Source organism: Epilithonimonas zeae (assembly GCF_023278365.1).
Lineage (GTDB): Bacteria > Bacteroidota > Bacteroidia > Flavobacteriales > Weeksellaceae > Epilithonimonas > Epilithonimonas zeae_A.
In genome coordinates this window covers 2,389,145-2,408,252 of the sequence record NZ_CP075338.1, presented here as the reverse complement: position 1 = coordinate 2,408,252, position 19,108 = coordinate 2,389,145, and the positions used below count along the sequence as shown (strand labels likewise).

The window sequence follows — 19,108 nt, the reverse complement described above, 5'->3', positions numbered from 1 at the left end:
ATCAAAAATTATGTAGTTTTGTGGCGATGAATTTTGAATATCTTTTATATCAATATCTTCTGAAGCATAATAGGGCAGAAGTTCCGGAATTTGGTGTTTTCGAACTTACCAAGGAATCTGCTAAAATTGATGCAGAAAACTCTATTATTATTCCTCCGAAAGAAACGGTTACTTTCGAGTATAATCCGTCTGGTTACGACAATCAGTTAGCAAAATATATTGCTGATGAAACCAACTCCAATCTTTTCATTGTTCAGATGAACCTTAAAAATGAAGTAGCAAAGTGGTTTCAGAAATTACAGACAGAAAATGTTCTGAATCTTGAAAATCTTGGACAATATCAATTAAACGAAGATAACAAGGTTGTTAAAGTAACAGATAATGATGACGATGTTTTTGGTTTTGAAAAAGTGGATTTGCAACATCTTAAAACTTTAAAATCAAAAAATAATTTCACAGAAGATTACAGTTTCAATAAGGGTGTCATCTGGACTTTTCTAAGTATAATTGTTGTTGGAGCGGCAGCATTATTTCTTTTTGGAGACCAAGAATTAATATTCGGAAAATCATCAAATATTCCGACAAAAAAAAATGTCAAAACAGCTGAGAAACCAAAAGTTTTGGCTGCTCCCAAACAAGATTCAATTAAAATAGATAGTATAAAACCTACAACTAATGCAAAAATCCAAAAAACCAATAGATAGCCTTACGGTAATGACGAATATTGTCTTACCCAACGAAACCAATTCATTAAGAAATCTTTTCGGAGGCGAACTATTGTCAAGAATGGACAGAGCGGCTTCTATATCAGCAACAAGACATTGTGAAAGAAGAGTTGTAACAGCTTCTGTGAATCACGTTTCTTTTAATCATCCGATTCCTGAAGGTGGAATTGTAGTTTTGGAATCCAAAGTTTCCAGAGCATTTTCTACATCGATGGAAGTTTACGTGGATGTTTGGTTGGATGACCCGATTAATCAGACAAAAATTCATACCAACGAAGGGATTTATACTTTTGTTGCGGTAGACGAATTCAATCGCCCGATTCCGATTCCTAATATAGAGCCGGAAACAGAAGACGAGGTGAAACGTTTTGATGCAGCACTTAGAAGAAAAGAATTGTCCCTGATTCTTTCCGGAAGAATGAAACCAACAGATTCTGTAGAATTGAAAAAATTGTTTGCAGGAGAAATCGAAATATAATTAATAACGGAAGATTTTTTCTTCCGTTTCTTTTTTATCGTTTATCAAATATAAATTATCATTTATAATTATTTATGAGAATCTTATTATTAGACACCAACCATCCATTGATAGAGCAACAACTTTCTGAGAAAGGTTTTGTTTTCGATGCAGATTATACTTCCAGTTATGATGAGGTTATGGAAAAAATCCAGAATTATGAAGGAATTATCATCCGAAGCCGAATTCCATTGGACAAGAACTTTTTGACCAAAGCTTCTCATCTTAAGTTCATTGCCAGAGTGGGAGCCGGAATGGAAAATATCGATATTGAAACGGCTGACAATTTGGGAATCAAGTTGATTAATTCGCCGGAAGGAAACCGAGATTCTGTTGCTGAACACGTTGTTGGAATGTTGTTAATTCTAATGAACCGATTATTCATCGCTTCCAACGAAGTCAAAAACGGAATTTGGAAACGCGAAGAGAATCGTGGTGATGAATTGCTAGGAAAAATATTCGGAATCATTGGTTACGGAAATATGGGAAAAGCCACGGCGAAAAGACTTTCAGGTTTTGGTGTTGAGGTTGTTTTCTATGATATTTTGCCTAATCTTTCCGATGAATTTGCAAAGCAGGTTTCTTTGAATGAACTTCAAAAAAGAGCTGATATTTTAAGTCTTCATATTCCTTTGACGGACGAAACTAATTATTTGATTGATGAAGATTTTATTTCTAAAATGGAAAAGAATTTTTATTTCGTCAATACAGCTCGTGGGAAAAATTTAAAAACTAAAGCTTTAGTACAAGCCATTGAATCGGGTAAGGTTTTAGGTGCTTGTCTGGATGTTTTGGAGTATGAAAAGTCTTCTTTTGAAAACTTGGAAACAGAAAATCAGGATTTGAAGTATTTGTTAGACTCTGAAAAAGTGATTGTTACCCCGCATATTGGCGGCTGGACGCATCAGAGCAAAGAAAAATTGGCTCAGGTAATTGTTGATAAAATTCTTGCAAATTTTAAAAATTAAGTCTCGAAAAATTTCTCCACATTTAACAATTCTTAAGAAAATTGGTGTCTTCTAAAGACTCATTTTATGTTAACTTGCGAGCCTTAACGAAGTTTGGAGAACAATGAATTTTAGAAAAATAATTACAGTCGGTTTAGCAGTTGCAACCATCATTTCCTGCAAAAAACAAAAAGAAGAAACAGCAGAAATTTACCAATCCAAACTTCCCAATTACAGCAATGTTGATTTATCCAAAGTATTTACGCCTGCAGAATCTACTTTAGAAAACGAATCTACAATTCTCCCACTTATCCATAATTATTATCAGAAAGTCTGGGAACAAGGCGACCTAAGTGGCGGAATTCTTATTGCGAAAGGCGATAAAATTATCTTCGAAAAATACAGAGGGTTTGGCAGAGAAAATAAACAAATGCCAATTGATGAAAACACACCACTGCACGTGGCTTCGGTTAGCAAAACAATGACAGCAATGGCTGTTTTGAAACTGGTTGAAGGAGGAAAGCTAAGATTGGAAGATGATATAACTAAGTTTTTTCCGAAGTTTCCTTATAAAGATATTACGGTTTTCAGTTTGTTGTCACAGAGAAGTGGACTTCCAAAATACGAACATTTTGACCAAGGCATCAAACCTGCTCCGGAAGAGCTCAAAAAAGATTTCATTACGAATCAGGATGTTTTGGATATGCTGATTAAATACAAACCAGAGCTGGCACGACTTTCCAACACTGGTTTTATGTATTGCAATACCAACTTTGCTTTGCTTGCGCTAATTGTAGAAAAAGTGACGGCAACGCCTTTCCCGGAAGCAATGCAGGAGATTGTTTTCAAACCGTTGAAAATGAATCATACTTTTATATTCCAGAAAAAAGATATTCCTACAGCTTCACAATCGTTCTACAGCGGTTTTAAACTGTATCCATTGGCAAATTTGGACTTGATTTATGGCGATAAAAACGTTTACACAACACCAAAAGATTTATTGAATTTTTCAGTTGCGCTATTTTCAAAAGATTTCTTGAAACCGGAATTAGCCAACAAAATCTTCGAACCTTACAGCAACGAGAAAAAAGGAATCAACAATTATGGTCTCGGTTTCCGTATGAAGGAGTTTGATAACGGAGAAAAACTGACTTATCACAATGGTTGGTGGCACGGAACCAATTCGGTTTTTGCGCATCTTCTGAAATCAAAAGTGACGATTATCGCCATTGGAAACAAGTACTCACAAAGAGTTTATTCCGCATTGTCATTATCTGGGTTATTTGAAAATTTCCCTTTCGAGATGGAGAAATTCAACAAAACAATGAATCCTAAAGGTACATCGACGGAAAGTGATTCTGCAAATGTGAATGCTGGAGAATAAATAACCACGCAACATAACGACAGAAATATAAAAATATTATAAAAAATAATAAATTGATTATCAGAACTTTAATAATTATTAAAGTTCTTTTTTTATTTTTGATGTAATAAATTCTGATTGACAAATGTCTTACTTTTAAACAACCAAGAATTGATAAGGTTTCAAGAATAAAAACTTTTAACCTCAAACATTAAACTGAATCTATGACTCAAGACAACTTTAAACAAACGGTATATATTCTCAAGGATGAGATGTATCGTTTTGCGAAAAAGTTCTTGATGAGCGCAGATGAAGCCGAAGATGTTGTAATGGATCTGATGATGAAGTTCTGGCAAAAAAAAGATGAACTGTTGGTTGTAGAAAATCTAAAAAGTTTTGCCTTGAGAAGTGTAAAAAACGAATGTCTGAACCGACTGAAACATCACGAAGTTAAACTCGGATTTGCAAGCCAGACAAGACATCAGTCAGAGCTTTATCAGATAGAAACCAATAATATGAGGGAGCAGATTTTGGGATTCATCAACCAACTGCCCGAGAAACAAAAAATGGTCATTCACTTAAAAGATGTCGAGGAATATGAGATTTCGGAGATTTCGGAAATTATGGAGATGGAGGAAAACGCAGTCCGCGTAAACCTGATGAGAGCCAGACAAAAAGTGAAAGATTCTATTAACAAACTTTATGAATATGAAAACAGACAGATACAAGGATTGGGAATCTAGATTCTTCGAAGGCGAAGAGCTGACGCCGGAAGAACATCTGTTTCTCAAAAACGAAAGCGATAATCCTTATTTTTCTTTTCTGAATGAAGAGAAACAGGATAAATTAGATATAAGCTTCGAGGATTTTCTGAAGAAAACTGAAGAGCCAAAAATAGTTGCACTTCCGGTTGTAAAAAGAAGATCTTACACACAATATTGGATGGCTGCAAGTTTGGTTCTGCTAATGGGAATCAGTGGATTTTGGATGTTCAATAATCCTGAGAATATAGCACCACAAGTGGCTAATCATAATGTAAAGCCTAAGAAAGTTGAAGCTCCAAAAGTTACTCCAGTTGAAGAAACTCAGACTCGACAGCCAGTTTTAGCTCAAAAAAATACACAGCCAGAAAAGCAAGAAATAGAGAAGAAAAATACAATTGATAATCAGCAATCAACACCACAATTCGCTTCTCATAAACCAAAACAAATTAAAACTGATATTCAAGTTCAAACTCAAGTAAACTCAGATTCAGATTACAATCCGAATTATGTTATCATCAATGGAAAACCAATCTACAATGAGCAGGAAGCTATTGCTATAACAGAGGATACTTTTAATTATTTTGCAAGTAACGTTACCCAAACCATAAATCACGCAGAATCTGCCCAAAATCAATCATTGGATTTTTACAGGATTCTTAATTTTTAAATATTAATCAAAATGAAATCGCTATCTACGAATCTTCTGAAATAGTACTAACGAAATGGCGATTGCATAAGACCTTAGACAACAATTTATAAAATTAATTATGAAAAAAATATCAATATTCATCGTATTATTTCTTCTGTCCACTAACATTTTCGGACAAACAGAAGAACTTAATAAGCTCTTTGATAAATATCAGGACACAGAAGGTGTGACCTCTATCAAGATTGCAAAACCTATGTTCAAGTTATTGAATAACCTTAAAATCGATAACGAAGAATTAGGTAAAATACAGCCTTTGCTTGCCAAGGTTAATGGACTGAAAATGCTGATTCTGGAAAAACCGGAAACATCAAAAAATCCTCTCATAGATGAGAAAAAAATAGAGAAAGAAATTTCCAATTCTCTTAAAAATATGAAGTATGAGGAACTGGTGACCGTGAACAACCGTGATGCTAAAATCAAATTTATGGCTCAGGATATCACAGCGAATGTTATGGATAATTTGATTCTTAACATTATGTCAGAAGACAGTTCTGTTCTGATGATGCTGGACGGAAAAATCTCTATGGATGATGTGAGCAAAATGATGGAGGAGAGCCAAAATGTAACTTCTATTAATCCTGCAAAAACCATTAATTCATCTACATTTTCTCAGACCAGCACATCCACTCATTCGATAACTGACGGTTCAGGAACAACAACTTTTACAACGACAAATAATTCTGGTGCGTCAAATGTTGGAAGCGAGAGAAATGTTCCTGCTTTCAACGGCATAGAAACTTCATCTGGTGTTGATGTAGAATTTAGTCAAAGTCCAAAGCAAAGTGTAGTAGTAAAAGTAGAACCTGAAAAACAACAATATGTTATCACAGAAGTTGAAAACGGTGTTTTGAAAATCTTTGTTAGAAACAAAGGTGTTAAGAATCTGAATTTCAACAGCCTTAAAGTGATTGTTTCCGGACCAAAATTATCAAAATTGATTACTAAATCAGGTTCCACTTTCAAAGCGGTTACACCTGTTAGTGAAACTACTTTTGCAGCAAGCTGTTCATCTGGGTCACAGGTTTCGGGAGACTTTAAAATCTCTACAAATACAGCAATAGATGTTTCTTCTGGAGTAAGTGTGAAATTCAATCTTGAAACTAAGTCTCTAGCTTTGGAAGCTAGCAGCGGAAGCTCAATCAAATTAACAGGAAAAGCAGATTCGGGAGTTTACAGCGCAAGCAGTGGAAGTTCTATCTCAGCAGGAGACTTCGTAACCAAGTCGGCTGTTGTAGATGCATCTTCCGGATCAAGTGTGAAAATCAATGCAACCGAAAGTTTAACAGCTAGTGCAACATCCGCAGCGTCTGTACAATACAGAGGAAATCCTTCTAAAGTGACAAAATCTGCCAACGAAAGAACAGGCTCAACTATTAACTCAATCAACTAAAAACTAAAGTTATGATTAGATTCTTATACATCATTATTTTGACGATTGTCGGTTTTTTTCTTCAGTCGTGTATGGTTTCTCAAAATAAAGTTCACACCGATTTTTTTGACAATCCGGGATTCAAAGAAAATTCAACTTTTGTCAGCATCAATGTTCCTACCTTTTTGGCTAAATCTTATGTGAAGAATGCTTTGAGAGAAGATGGCGAAAGTCAGGAAGTCATAGACTTGGTAAAGAAAATCAGTGATGTGAAAGTTCTGATTGTTGAAAGTTCCAAAACACCTGTGAAGGCAGAATTTCAGAAATATCTCACCAAGAATAATTACGAAGAATGGATGTCTGTAAAACAACAAGGTCAGCTTATTAGCATCAATGCACAACAGTCAAAAGACTTAATCAAGCGAATGATAATCACTGTTAATGATGATAATGACGAAAGTATTTTTGTTGATGTAAAAGGGAAATTTTCGCCGGATGACATTTCAAAAATCATTAACGCAACAGAAAAAAATCAAATCAAAATCCATAGAAACTAAATTTTCAATTAACCACTATTTTGTAGTGGTTTTTGTGCTTGGAGAATCTTGGATTTTCTATAAACTGCAATTTTTTTGATTAATTCTAAAGGAAGTTTTGAAGACAATGGGATCTGAATAGCACCTTTTGAAGTCTTATAATTTTCCAATTGTTTTTCAAAAATAACAATCGCTTCCGGACCGGGATAAATTCCAATATGATTTTTATAAGCCGCAAAATGAACTAAGTTCTTATTGTTAAGTGTAAAAGTCGGCATTGCATATTTGATGCATTCTTCAACTTCCGGAATTTCATTCTTAATTTCAATTCTGATTCGCTCTAATTTCTCAATAATTTCTAAATTAAAATCAGAAAAGTAATCCTCAAAGTTTTTGTAGGCTTTCATTTTAAAAATGAACTTTGGTTACCTTGTCGTGAGATTTCAGATAGAGTGGAAGCGCGGCAGAACCATACCATTTATAAATTTCAACATCAAAAATTCCTGACTTTACAGATGGGTCGGTCAAAACTAAACTTTCAGCTTCTTCTTTAGTTTTCGCATTCAAAATGAAAATCCCATTATAATCATTTGGATTTTTCTCCAACATTGGTCCAGCGACGATCAATTTTCCATCTTTTGCCAATTTGCCGATGTTGTCCATATGACCTTTCATCAATTCTGATTTCTTGGCTTTGTCTGTAATTTCCGTTTTTCCTTTTTTGAGAATCACGAGATAATAAGATTTCATCCCGTATTGGTCTGCACCAAGAGAATCTGCCAATTTTTGGTCAAATCCTTTATTTTGAGCATTGATGAATGACGAAAATAGAATTAAGGAAAGAATGGTAAATAGTGATTTCATCTTCTGAAGTTTTATTTCAAATTTAGAACAAAAAATGAAATCTCAAATTGACATAAGACAATTATCGTCTGAACCTGAAATATTCTGTCAATTCATTCTTTTTACCTTTAAGAAAATCTGAAGCCATTGCCATCCCGATGACCGAAAATGTAATTCCATTACCGCCAAAACCTAATACAAAATAGGCGCTTGGAAAATTCGGATGTTGTCCAATATAAGGCAATCCATCTTTGGTTTCTCCAAACGTTCCAGCCCAAACAAAATCGGTTCTAAAGTTATTTCTAGGAAGGTATTTATTAATTTTTTTAACCAGCTTTTGCTCTTTATCAAATAGTAAAGAATCTCGTTTTTGTGCATCCACAAACTCTTCATCTTCGCCACCAATCAAGATTCGGTTGTCATCAGTTGTACGCATATAGATGTAAGGGCTGGCTGTGTTCCAAACCAGTAACCCGTTGAGTTCTTTGTTGTATTCTTTATCACATTGTTCACCAACAATGGCATAAGTAGAAAGAAGATTGACAAATTTGTCTTTTATGATTTCTGTACTTTCGAAACCATTGCAGAAAATCACTTTGTTGGCTTTGATGGTGTTTCCGTAATCTGTTGTTGCGGTAACTCCATTTTTCTTGTAATCGAATTTAATAATGTCTGTTTTATCGAAAATATGCAATCCTTTTCTGTGATTGTAATGTAAAATGTCGTGAGCCAGGCAAAATGCATCAATGCTTCCGCCTTGTTCAGAAATGATTCCGCCAAATGTATTTTCGATTTTAAATTTTTTGCTAACTTCTTTAGCAGAAAGCCATTTCACAGGAAACTTCGCTGCTTTTCTAGCTTCAAATTCCTTTTTTAAATCATCAACATCTTTTTTGAAGGCAGCAAAATAAAGCGATTGTTTTTTCTTGAAACCGCAATCAGATTTGACTTCTTTCGAGATTTTCTGCAAATCATCAATGGAATTATAACACGCCCAATAAGATTTTTCAGCACCTTTTCGTCCAATCATTTTTGAAAGTTCAAACAGCGGAACATCAATCTCATATTGAAGCATAGAAGTTGTTGCGCTCGTACTTCCATTCCCGATTTCGCGACGGTCAACTAGAACAGTTTTATAACCGTCTTTTATCATTTGATGGGCAAGAAGAGCACCGGTAATTCCACCTCCGATGATGAGGATTTCGGTTTCGATATTTTCTCGGAGTGAAGGGTAAGAATTTTTCAATCCATCCTTGACGAGCCAAAATGGTTCGGGAGATTTTAGTTTCATATAGTTTATTTCTGATTTGATTTTTGTTCTAATCAAAAAGTAAACCGTTGGATTTTTGAGAATGAATATTTCTCGATTATAAATTCAGAAATTGATTAGGTATTAAGAAATCCAGCTTGAGATTGTTATAATTTTCCAACCTATTTTCGTTCTTTGTATCTTATATGTTTGTCCCGAATAAGATGCGCTGGAGTCTAATAAAAATGAATTAGAGTCCTTATCACATTTGAATAGAGGAGAATAGTTTAGCTTCTCAAGTTCTGAATGATGCAGGTTTTGATATTCCTCGAATTCTTTTGGCGTCAAAATAATAATTTTATAATGCTTTGGATTGATTCTTTGAAGGTTGGGGTCGCTTGTTACTAGAAGTTTCGTCGTATTCAAGAAATGAAAATCTTCTAGAAGTTCATCTTGTTGCAGTTCGGATTTTTCATCTTTCTTCAAAGGATTTGTTAGGTCTATAGTACGGTCTTCGTATGGGTGTTTACCGTCAGATTGTACATTTTCCCCAAACATGATTCCTTCATAAAGCTTTATAAAATCGTTAGAAGTACTTGCAAATCTCGGATTCATATCCTCAGAGTCTACAATTCCATCACCATCAGTGTCTTTTGAAAAAGGATTTAAGAAAAGATTTTTTTCCTCAATATCGGTTAATCCATCTCCGTCAGAATCTTTTGAAATGTCAGCAATATTTAAAACGATTAATGCATTGTCCTTTACTGTTTCATATTGTGGTGGCATTGGATGTGCTCTTTCTTCGGTCATCCTAACAATGTCGGCTTCTATTTGAATATGATTGTCATCGCGCCAAAGAGAAGGGTTAGAATTTTTTTTGAAGTAATAATTTTTACCTCCGGTTAATCCTGTATAATATTTTTTCCAAGACTTTCCATCATCTTCAGAAAGAGATAGCCAATATCCGGAACCAAAGGCCAGCATTTCGTCATATTTAAAGTCTTCAAAAAGGATTGCCCATTTATTAGCTCTTTTTTCACTTTTGATGACAAATGGTTTAGATATATTCCCGATTATTTTAGCAGCTTCAATTTTTCCTAAAGAATCCCGAATCATTAGCTCTTTTTCAAAATCGTTTTCATCAACTTTCTTTTCTGCTAATATTTGTTTGACTTGTATATGCAAGGAATCAACAATGTCTTCGAATTTTGCAGGCTTATTAACATAATCAATTTCAATATAACCGAAAAGAGGTTTTAAAGCATCTTCTTTAGAGATGGGTTTAAAGGAATAGGTTTTCCATTTATCTCTTAAGCTATCCTCATATTTTGTTTTTTGAGAACTTTTGCACCCCTCGTTTTTTTGAGCCTTCGTAAAACAAACGATAAGAGTAAACAACAATATAAGTGGCGTTTTCATAATTATATTTTGATGATAAAGATAAAAAACCTCAAAGAATTTCCTTGAGATTTTAATTTTAAATAACTGGCTGGCGACCTTCGCCTACATATTTCTTCTGTACTTACCACCCACTTCAAACAAAGCATTGGTAATCTGTCCAAGAGAACAGTATTTCACGGCATCCATCATCACTTCGAATAAGTTTTGTTGGTTGATTGCTGCGTGTTGTAAAGTTTTCAGAGCTTCTGCAGATTTATCTTGATTAGAATTTTGGAAATTATGAAGCATTTCAATCTGGAATTGCTTTTCTTCCTCAGTCGAACGGATCACTTCTCCCGGACGAACGGTTGGCGAACCGTCTTTCCCTAAGAAAGTATTTACTCCGATGATCGGATATTCCCCAGTGTGTTTCAACCATTCGTAATGCATTGATTCTTCCTGAATTTTTGAACGTTGGTACATCGTTTCCATTGCTCCCAAAACACCACCTCTTTCTGTAATTCTGTCGAATTCTGCATAAACAGCTTCTTCCACCAAATCCGTCAATTCCTCAATAATAAACGAACCTTGAAGCGGATTTTCGTTTTTCGCTAAACCTAATTCTTTATTAATAATCAATTGAATCGCCATCGCTCTTCTAACAGACTGCTCAGTCGGAGTGGTAATTGCCTCGTCATAAGCATTGGTGTGCAATGAATTACAGTTATCGTAAATTGCGTAAAGCGCCTGAAGGGTTGTTCTAATGTCATTAAAATCAATCTCCTGAGCGTGAAGTGAACGTCCTGAAGTTTGAATGTGATATTTCAACATCTGGCTTCTTTCATCAGCGCCGTATTTCAACTTCATAGCTTTTGCCCAGATTCTTCTCGCCACACGCCCGATTACTGAATATTCAGGGTCGATACCGTTGGAGAAGAAGAAAGATAAATTCGGTGCAAAATCATTGATGTCCATTCCTCTTGACAAGTAATATTCAACATACGTGAAACCATTTGCCAAAGTAAATGCCAACTGCGAAACCGGATTTGCACCCGCTTCTGCAATGTGATATCCTGAAATGGAAACAGAGTAGAAGTTTCTTACTTTTTCTTTGATGAAATATTCCTGAACGTCACCCATCAATCTCAAGGCAAATTCAGTAGAGAAAATACACGTGTTTTGAGCTTGGTCTTCTTTTAAAATATCTGCCTGAACAGTTCCACGAACAGTTGCGATCGTTTTAGCTTTAATTTCAGCATAAGCTTCTGCAGGAATGACTTCATCTCCTGTAATTCCTAATAATTTTAAACCTAAACCATTATTGGAAGGTGGCAATTCGCCGTTATATTTCGGTCTTGCTAAACCTTTGTCGTCGAATTTTGCTTTTAAAACTTCCTCAACTTTAGCCTCAAGATTATTCTCAGCAATATATTTTTCAACATTTTGGTCGATCGCTGCATTCATAAAGAAAGCCAACAACATTGGAGCAGGACCGTTGATGGTCATTGAAACGGATGTCAATGCATTCACCAAATCAAAACCTGAATATAGTTTTTTAGCATCATCTAAAGTTGCAATAGAAACTCCCGCATTTCCGATTTTACCATAAATATCTGGTGGTAAAGCCGGATCCTGCCCATAAAGAGTTACAGAGTCAAATGCTGTAGACAAACGCTTTGCAGGCATTTCCGCAGAAACATAGTGGAATCTTCTGTTGGTTCTTTCAGGGCCTCCTTCTCCGGCAAACATTCTTGTTGGATCTTCTCCGGTTCTTTTGAAAGGATAAATTCCCGCTGTGAAAGGGAATCCTCCGGGAAGATTTTCCTGACCTTTCCATTTAATTAAATCACCCCAATCGTTGTATTTTGGTAACGCAATTTTTGGAATTCTTAAATGGGATAAGGATTCTGTTGAGGTCTCCACTTTAATTTCTTTTCCTCTTACAAAATAGGAGTAAAACTCTTCGTGGAAAGCTTTTTTCGTATCATCCCAGGTTTTTAGGAAGTCGATATTTTCCTGTTGAAGTTCTTTTTCAGCTTTTTGATATTCAGCGTCCAAAGCTTCATTGGAGATAATTTTTTTAACACCATCAATATGATACATTGTTCTGGCTAATTCAGCTTGCTTTTCAATGTTGGCATCATATTGTCTGTTGTTTTCAACGATTTCAGAAAGGTAACGAACTCTTTTTGGAGGAATGATCGTTACTTCGTCTGTAATTTCCTGTTCAACAAAACCTTGTAGATTTAAACCAGCAAATTTATTGTTGACTTTAGAAACTAGTCTGTTGTATAGCTCTGTAGTTCCGTGATCATTGAACTGAGATGCTTTTGTTGCATAAACCGGCATTTCATCTAATGGCTGTTCCCATAACAAATGGTTTCTCTGGAACTGTTTTCTTACCGCCTGAAGCGCATCAAGAGCTCCTCTTTTATCAGATTTATTTAAAGCAACCAAATCTGCATAATCCAGCATATCGATTTTTTCCAACTGTGTTGAAGCTCCATATTCAGGAGTCATCACATACATTGAAACATCAGCAAAATCCGAAACTTCCGAGCCTGATTGTCCAATACCTGAAGTTTCTAAAATGATAACATCAGGATGAGCCAATTTTAACACATTTAAAGCTGAATGAATGAACGGAGAAACCGAAACGTTGTTTTCTCTTGTCGCCATCGAACGCATATATACTCTCGGATCATTGATCGCATTCATACGGATTCTGTCTCCCAAAAGTGCACCTCCGGTTTTCTTTTTCGAAGGGTCTATTGAAATAATGGCAATTTTTTTATCAGGATTTGAACGGATAAAACGTCTTACCAATTCGTCTGTCAATGAAGATTTTCCCGCTCCACCAGTTCCTGTAATACCAATGATAGGAATGTTTAAATCTTTTGATTTTTCATCGATTGCTGCAACTAATTCAGGTTTTTCTTCTGAAAAGTTTTCAACCGCAGAAATGATTTTAGCAATACTTGTAGAATTTTGAAAACTAATTGAATCTAAATCGTTTGCCGTAACTTCTTTTCCTGTTGCGAAATCTGATCTTTTCACTAAATCATCGATCATTCCTTGTAAACCAAGCTCACGGCCATCGTCCGGAGAATAAATTCTGTCGATTCCGTAAGCCATAATATCTTCGATCTCTTCAGGTAGAATTACACCGCCGCCGCCACCAAAGATTTTGATTTGCGGCGAGTTTTTTTCTCTTAAAAGATCGTAGATGTATTTGAAATATTCGTTGTGACCACCTTGATAAGAAGTTAGGGCAATCGCATTGGCATCTTCCTGAATAGCTGTATTTACCACTTCTTCAGCAGATTTGTCGTGTCCAAGGTGGATAACTTCGCATCCTGTTCCCTGAATCACACGACGCATGATATTGATTGCAGCATCGTGACCGTCAAATAACGAGGCTGCGGTTACGATTCTTACTTTGTTTTTAGGTGTATATTTTGTGCTTTCCATTTCTTAAATCGATAGTTTCCAAAGATAATATTTTTTGGGAAATGGCAATGAGAAGGGAATATGGATGTTTGGAATGTGAGAGTTTGAGAGTTGAGAGTGGGAGGGTTTGAAAGTTTTTTTTAGGTGATTGAAAACAAAATTCTATAGCCCCGATTGCAGCGGTTACCCCACAGCAAGCCTTGGGAGATGTGGCTGCGCGAGGAGTATGAGCGGAAAGCGGGATTAAGCTCCTAAAAATTATTGTTTGATGAACTTGAAGTTTTTATTACCTTCCTGTGTTTTGATAATCAGCATATAAACGCCGCTTGGAAGTTTGGAGACGTCGATTCTGGATTTGGATTCAGATAGCATTTGTTTTCCACTCAAATCGTAAATATGAACTTTCTGAATGTCATATTTTGTGCTTACAATATTCAAGAATTCGGAAGTCGGATTTGGGTAGATGTTGAAGTATTTTGCAGATTCTTCTGTGCCCAAGACTTTAACCAAAGAAATCGGCTCTCTGAAAAGCGACAAATCGAAAACCACTGAATTGTCCAAAACAGAATAAGTGTAAGCCTCTGCAGTGTAAGTGGCATAGTCTGATTCTTCCACACTTGCGAAATTGAGATCCGCAGTGGTTGTATTGGTTTTTTGATCCAGATTTTTGTACCAGGTAAAAGTGTAATCGCTACCAGATAAGGACTGATCTAACTTCGCAGGTTGGCCGATAACGCCTAAAACTTCTTTCAAACCATCGTAACGCTGAGGCGAATAATCTAAATCGGTTTGCACATTATAATCAACCATATAATTGGAAAGCTGTGCCTTATTGAATCTATTATTGCTGAGGTGTGTAATGGGAGGAAGTCTGTCGTTGAGATCACCTGAAAGCTGATTGCTGTTAAGATTTAGCATCAATAATTTGGGCATCGCAAGAAATTCTGATGGGAAATTACCAGAAAGCAAATTGTTGTTCAGGAATAATTGCTGAAGATTTGTTAAGCCTGTCAATAAAGAAACACCACCAGAAATTTTGTTTCTTCCAAGATTAAGTGTTTGCAATTTTTTAAGTTGCGGAATCTGATACGGAATCTGAGCTAACTGATTGTTTTCTAAAGATAACCAAACCAAATTTGTTAAAGTTGATAAACCTGAAGAGTTTTGCTCGGTAATATTATTGTTGCTTAAGTTAAGGCTTGTCAGCTGTGTCAACTGAGAAACTTGAGCAGGGACTTGAGCTAATTGTAATCCGGATAAAGAAAGATTTGTCAATTTGGGATGATTTGCAATATTTCCAAAAGCATTAACCGGAATTGGATTGTTATCAAGAATCAAAGTTTCAAGATTGGTGAAAGCTGTGATTTTTGCAGGAATGGTAATTAATCCTAGATCGGAAATATTCAGCGTTTTGATATTGTTGAAGTTTTGCAACAAACCATTAACATCCGGAATCGTAAATAAATTTCCTCCCAAAGCCAGATCATCTACATTGAAAAGCCCTGTTAAGGATTGGGTTGGATCTCCGGTCAATCTATTATTGCTAATATCCAATTTTGTTAACAAAGTAAGGGAAGAAATCCCTGCAGCTACGTCGCCGAAGAGTTGATTATTACTAAGATCTAGCTTCGTAAGTTTCGGGAATGATGTTAAATTGGATGGGAAATTACCTTTAAGCGCATTGCCTGTAAGATTAAGTTCTGTAACGGCTCCATTTTTCACAGAAATGCCAAACCAGTTGCGTGGATCCTTTTCCAAATCCCAAGTTCTGTTCCAGTTTTCACCATCTGTAGCGTTGTATATACTGATCAATGCGCTGCGTTCTGCATTGGAAATACTCCATTGTGAGAACAAGGAATTGGAAATCAGTAAAAAGAATAGAATTTTTTTCAATTGTGTATAAGATTAATGAGCAAATATAAGAGATAATAGAATTAGTTAATCTGATTTTTAAAAAATTAATGATTATTTTCGCTCAGCAATTGGAAAACTATGCAAAAATATCTATTCTATTACATCGGTCTGTTCACCATTATCACAGGATTTTATTTTTTATATTCTTATTCTCAGTTGTTTGGTAACCAATTTATTTATCCTATTGATGATGCTTATATCCATTTAGCAATCGCTAGAAAATTTGGGGAATCGGGATTTTGGTCAATCAATTTTAATAGTTTTGATAGTGGTTCATCTTCCATTCTTTATACTTTAATATTAAGTTCATTAATCAAGATTTTTGGCGACAATGTATATTATCCAATGATAATAAATGTCGCGGCCGGATATTTTACAGTGTATTGGATTTACAAATTTTTCAAAGATTTTTATTCTGAAAAAGAATTGAGGTTAGGTCTGCTTGTTTTTTTACCTGTGTCCTTATTATATATTATGGTACTTCTGGGTATGGAGCAGACGATTCATATGCTGTTGTCCGTATTGGCCATTTATTTTATCAAGAAAAATATCGAGTCCAGTTTCAAACGATTAGATTTTATTAAATTATTGATTGTGATTTTCTTTCTATCAATGATTCGGTTTGAAAGTATGTTTTTCGTGTTTTGTTTAGGATTGATTTTATTAATTGATCGAAAATTCAAAGAAGGATTTCTAATCTTCGTAGTTGGATTTTTACCAATTGTGATTTTTGGATTAATTTCTATTCACGAAGGTGGTTTTTTCTTCCCGAATTCTGTCATTATCAAAGGAAGTTATCCGGAAGGTAATATGCTGATGAGCATCTGGGCAATATTCAAGAAAGGTATTTTACTTAATATTTCTTTTTACAAGCTGTTTCTTTTCCCAATTATTTGTGCACTTGTTATTCTTTTTGATTCTTACAAAAAACAAGGTTTTCAAACTCTTTTTAGAAATAATAAAATCTTATTTATTGTCTTCGGAACTGTTATTCTGCAAAGTCTTTTTGCAATGATCAAGTATCGCTATGAAAATTATTTGATGATAATGCTGGTAATGATTTTGATTCCGTTAGCTATCGAATATTTTAAACAGTTAAAGATTAATAAGAGAAATTTGAATAATTTGATTTTTGTTGGTTCTTTTGTTGCTTTCTGTTTGGTTGGGATTTATCGGTTGGTCTATTCTCATCCTGTTTTGAAAGTTTCTTCCAAAAATGTTGAAGAACAGCAAGTAGAAATGGGAAAATTTCTGAATCAATTTTACAAAGGACAGAAAGCTGTTGCAAATGATATCGGGGCCATTGCCTATTTCGGTAATGTACAGTTATTAGATATTGTAGGTTTGGGATCTACAGATGTTGCTAAGTTTTATGTTGAAAACAAAAAATTAAATGAAATTGATTTTAATGAAAAATACGATCGCTTTTTATCCAATTACATTTCTAAAAACCATTATAAAGTAGCAGTAATTTATCCAAATTGGTATCCTGATAAAGTTCCTGAAAGCTGGATTCCTGTTGCTTCTTGGAAAATTGAGAATAATAGAGGTACAGCTCAGAATCGAGTGGTTTGGTATTCGTTTAATAAAAATGATGCGAATATTTTAAGAAAGAATTTGCAGAAATTCAATCTCAATAAAAATGTAACTCAATATTACTATATCTATAAATAAAAAAATCCAGCTTACGTAAGCTGGATTTTATATTTAAATTTCAAAATTACTTTCCAAGGTAAGAATTGTACATCCAAACTTCTTTTTCCTGTTCTGTGATGTAATCGCTCATTTGAGAGTTCGTTCCCTCGTCTCCAGCTTCGTCTGTAATGTCGAGAAGTTCCCTTTGAAGATCAATCACAACTTTGAAAGAATTTAAAATAATTTCAACGCTTTTATTTCCATCACTGACTTCTTTGCTTTCTTTTATGGTAGAAACTTTCAGATAATCAGAATAATTATGCGCTGGCGTTGCGCCTAAGGTCAAGATTCTTTCTGCAATCTCATCTATTTTCAGCACCAAACTATTGTATAGTTCTTCAAATTTTGGATGAAGCGTGAAGAATTGTTCTCCTTTGATATTCCAATGCGAACCTCTGGTATTCTGATAAAAAACAGAATAGTTCGCCAATAAGACATTCAGTTTGTCTGCAATTTTGATACAATCGGCTTCTTTTAGTCCGATTAATACTGCGTTTTTCATAGTTTTTATAATTTATATTAATGAATATATTTGAAATTGATATTTCTTGATTTTATGCTTCGGTAATTATCAATAATCTTTCCAAAATCGATATCAATGAGATAATATTGATAAAAAGTGGTAAACAATCATATTGGAAAATTCTATCATAAATTAATTTTCCATAACTACTTGTGGATTAAAAAATTATTCATATTTTTGCACCCTAAAATAAAAAGCAATTAAATGCCTACTATTCAACAATTAGTTAGAAAAGGAAGAGTCGCACTTACCAAGAAGAGTAAATCGGCTGCCCTTGATTCTTGTCCACAAAGACGAGGTGTATGTACGAGAGTATATACTACCACTCCTAAGAAACCTAACTCTGCACTTAGAAAAGTTGCAAGGGTAAGACTTTCAAACGGTAAAGAAGTTAACGCCTATATCCCGGGCGAAGGACATAATCTTCAAGAGCACTCGATAGTATTGGTACGCGGAGGGAGAGTTAAGGATTTACCAGGAGTTAGATACCACATCGTAAGAGGTGCGTTGGATACTGCTGGAGTAAACGGAAGAACACAAAGAAGATCTAAGTACGGGGCTAAGAGACCAAAACCAGGTCAGGCAGCTGCTGCACCAGCTAAAGGTAAGAAAAAGTAATCATTAAATAAGGTACAGAAACAATGAGAAAGACAAAAGCGAAAAAAAGACCGTTGTTACCAGATCCAAAGTTTAATGATCAATTGGTAACAAGATTCGTAAACAACTTGATGCTAGATGGTAAAAAATCTATTGCATTCAAAATATTCTATGATGCATTAGACATTGTAGAAACTAAAAAAGGAGAAACTGAGAAAACAGCCCTTGAAATCTGGAAAGATGCATTAACAAACGTTATGCCTCACGTAGAAGTACGTTCTAGAAGAGTAGGTGGAGCTAACTTCCAGATTCCTATGCCAATCAGAGCTGATAGAAAAATTTCTATGGCTATGAAATGGTTAATCAAATATTCTAAAGCTAGAAATGATAAGTCTATGGCTTTGAAATTAGCTAACGAAGTAGTAGCTGCTTCAAGAGAAGAAGGTGCTGCTTTCAAAAAGAAATCTGATACTCACAAAATGGCGGAAGCTAACAAGGCTTTCTCACACTTCAAATTCTAATCTGAA

General features: G+C 34.9%; 18 protein-coding genes. 11 read left to right on the top strand and 7 right to left on the bottom strand.

Annotated elements, in window-relative coordinates; genetic code table 11:
• Positions 1–26: 26 nt before the first annotated feature.
• The 8 genes from KI430_RS10800 (at position 27) to KI430_RS10765 (ending at position 6,951) form a co-directional block, all read left to right on the top strand.
• Positions 27–704 (top strand): hypothetical protein, encoded by a 678-nt coding sequence (locus tag KI430_RS10800; RefSeq protein ID WP_248878299.1) that lies wholly within the window; start codon positions 27–29, stop codon positions 702–704.
• On the top strand, positions 676–1,203 hold the full coding sequence (locus tag KI430_RS10795; protein ID WP_248874678.1) for an acyl-CoA thioesterase: 528 nt from the start codon (positions 676–678) through the stop codon (positions 1,201–1,203). Before KI430_RS10800 ends, KI430_RS10795 begins: the two co-directional genes overlap by 29 nt.
• Before the next feature lie 74 nt (positions 1,204–1,277).
• Complete coding sequence (locus KI430_RS10790) at positions 1,278–2,210, top strand: 2-hydroxyacid dehydrogenase (RefSeq protein ID WP_248874676.1); 933 nt, start codon at positions 1,278–1,280, stop codon at positions 2,208–2,210.
• A gap of 103 nt (positions 2,211–2,313) precedes the next feature.
• Positions 2,314–3,573, top strand: a complete 1,260-nt coding sequence (locus KI430_RS10785; protein ID WP_248874674.1) for a serine hydrolase domain-containing protein — start codon at positions 2,314–2,316, stop codon at positions 3,571–3,573.
• Positions 3,574–3,776: 203 nt separating this feature from the next.
• Positions 3,777–4,295: a sigma-70 family RNA polymerase sigma factor gene (locus KI430_RS10780; RefSeq protein WP_248874672.1), complete on the top strand. Its 519-nt coding sequence runs from the start codon at positions 3,777–3,779 to the stop codon at positions 4,293–4,295.
• The gene (locus KI430_RS10775; protein ID WP_248874670.1) at positions 4,261–4,983 is read left to right on the top strand and encodes a hypothetical protein; all 723 of its coding nucleotides are present in this window, start codon (positions 4,261–4,263) and stop codon (positions 4,981–4,983) included. The genes KI430_RS10780 and KI430_RS10775 overlap by 35 nt, the downstream gene beginning before the upstream one ends.
• Positions 4,984–5,083: 100 nt before the next feature.
• The gene (locus KI430_RS10770) at positions 5,084–6,415 is read left to right on the top strand and encodes a DUF4252 domain-containing protein (RefSeq protein ID WP_248874668.1); all 1,332 of its coding nucleotides are present in this window, start codon (positions 5,084–5,086) and stop codon (positions 6,413–6,415) included.
• 11 nt (positions 6,416–6,426) lie between these two features.
• Positions 6,427–6,951, top strand: coding sequence for a DUF4252 domain-containing protein (locus tag KI430_RS10765; protein ID WP_248874667.1), 525 nt, complete (start codon positions 6,427–6,429; stop codon positions 6,949–6,951).
• Positions 6,952–6,959: 8 nt separating this feature from the next.
• Here the strand turns inward: KI430_RS10765 and KI430_RS10760 are convergent, their stop codons facing one another.
• The 6 genes from KI430_RS10760 to KI430_RS10735 form a co-directional block, all read right to left on the bottom strand.
• A complete protein-coding gene (locus tag KI430_RS10760) occupies positions 6,960–7,337 on the bottom strand; it encodes an iron chaperone (RefSeq protein WP_248874665.1) in 378 nt (125 codons plus the stop codon).
• Between the two features lies 1 nt (position 7,338).
• A complete protein-coding gene (locus tag KI430_RS10755; RefSeq protein ID WP_248874663.1) occupies positions 7,339–7,794 on the bottom strand; it encodes a YciI family protein in 456 nt (151 codons plus the stop codon).
• 61 nt (positions 7,795–7,855) lie between these two features.
• Complete coding sequence (locus KI430_RS10750; RefSeq protein ID WP_248874662.1) at positions 7,856–9,064, bottom strand: NAD(P)/FAD-dependent oxidoreductase; 1,209 nt, start codon at positions 9,062–9,064, stop codon at positions 7,856–7,858.
• Between the two features lie 102 nt (positions 9,065–9,166).
• Entirely contained in the window at positions 9,167–10,441 is a 1,275-nt protein-coding gene (locus KI430_RS10745; protein WP_248874659.1) for a hypothetical protein, read from the bottom strand.
• Positions 10,442–10,525: 84 nt separating this feature from the next.
• On the bottom strand, positions 10,526–13,873 hold the full coding sequence (locus KI430_RS10740) for a methylmalonyl-CoA mutase family protein (RefSeq protein ID WP_248874657.1): 3,348 nt from the start codon (positions 13,871–13,873) through the stop codon (positions 10,526–10,528).
• A 237-nt stretch (positions 13,874–14,110) separates the two neighbouring features.
• Complete coding sequence (locus KI430_RS10735) at positions 14,111–15,745, bottom strand: T9SS type A sorting domain-containing protein (protein WP_248874656.1); 1,635 nt, start codon at positions 15,743–15,745, stop codon at positions 14,111–14,113.
• 99 nt (positions 15,746–15,844) lie between these two features.
• Here KI430_RS10735 and KI430_RS10730 point away from each other — a divergent pair, with 99 nt between their 5' ends.
• Entirely contained in the window at positions 15,845–17,440 is a 1,596-nt protein-coding gene (locus tag KI430_RS10730) for a hypothetical protein (RefSeq protein WP_248874654.1), read from the top strand.
• 46 nt (positions 17,441–17,486) lie between these two features.
• Here KI430_RS10730 and KI430_RS10725 read toward each other — a convergent pair whose 3' ends face one another.
• Entirely contained in the window at positions 17,487–17,963 is a 477-nt protein-coding gene (locus KI430_RS10725; RefSeq protein ID WP_248874652.1) for a Dps family protein, read from the bottom strand.
• 225 nt (positions 17,964–18,188) lie between these two features.
• On the opposite strand from KI430_RS10725, the gene rpsL reads away from it, so the two are divergent.
• Positions 18,189–18,602: a 30S ribosomal protein S12 gene (rpsL, locus tag KI430_RS10720; RefSeq protein WP_031503575.1), complete on the top strand. Its 414-nt coding sequence runs from the start codon at positions 18,189–18,191 to the stop codon at positions 18,600–18,602.
• A gap of 23 nt (positions 18,603–18,625) precedes the next feature.
• Positions 18,626–19,102, top strand: a complete 477-nt coding sequence (rpsG, locus tag KI430_RS10715; RefSeq protein WP_089745130.1) for a 30S ribosomal protein S7 — start codon at positions 18,626–18,628, stop codon at positions 19,100–19,102.
• The last annotated feature ends 6 nt before the right edge of the window (positions 19,103–19,108 follow it).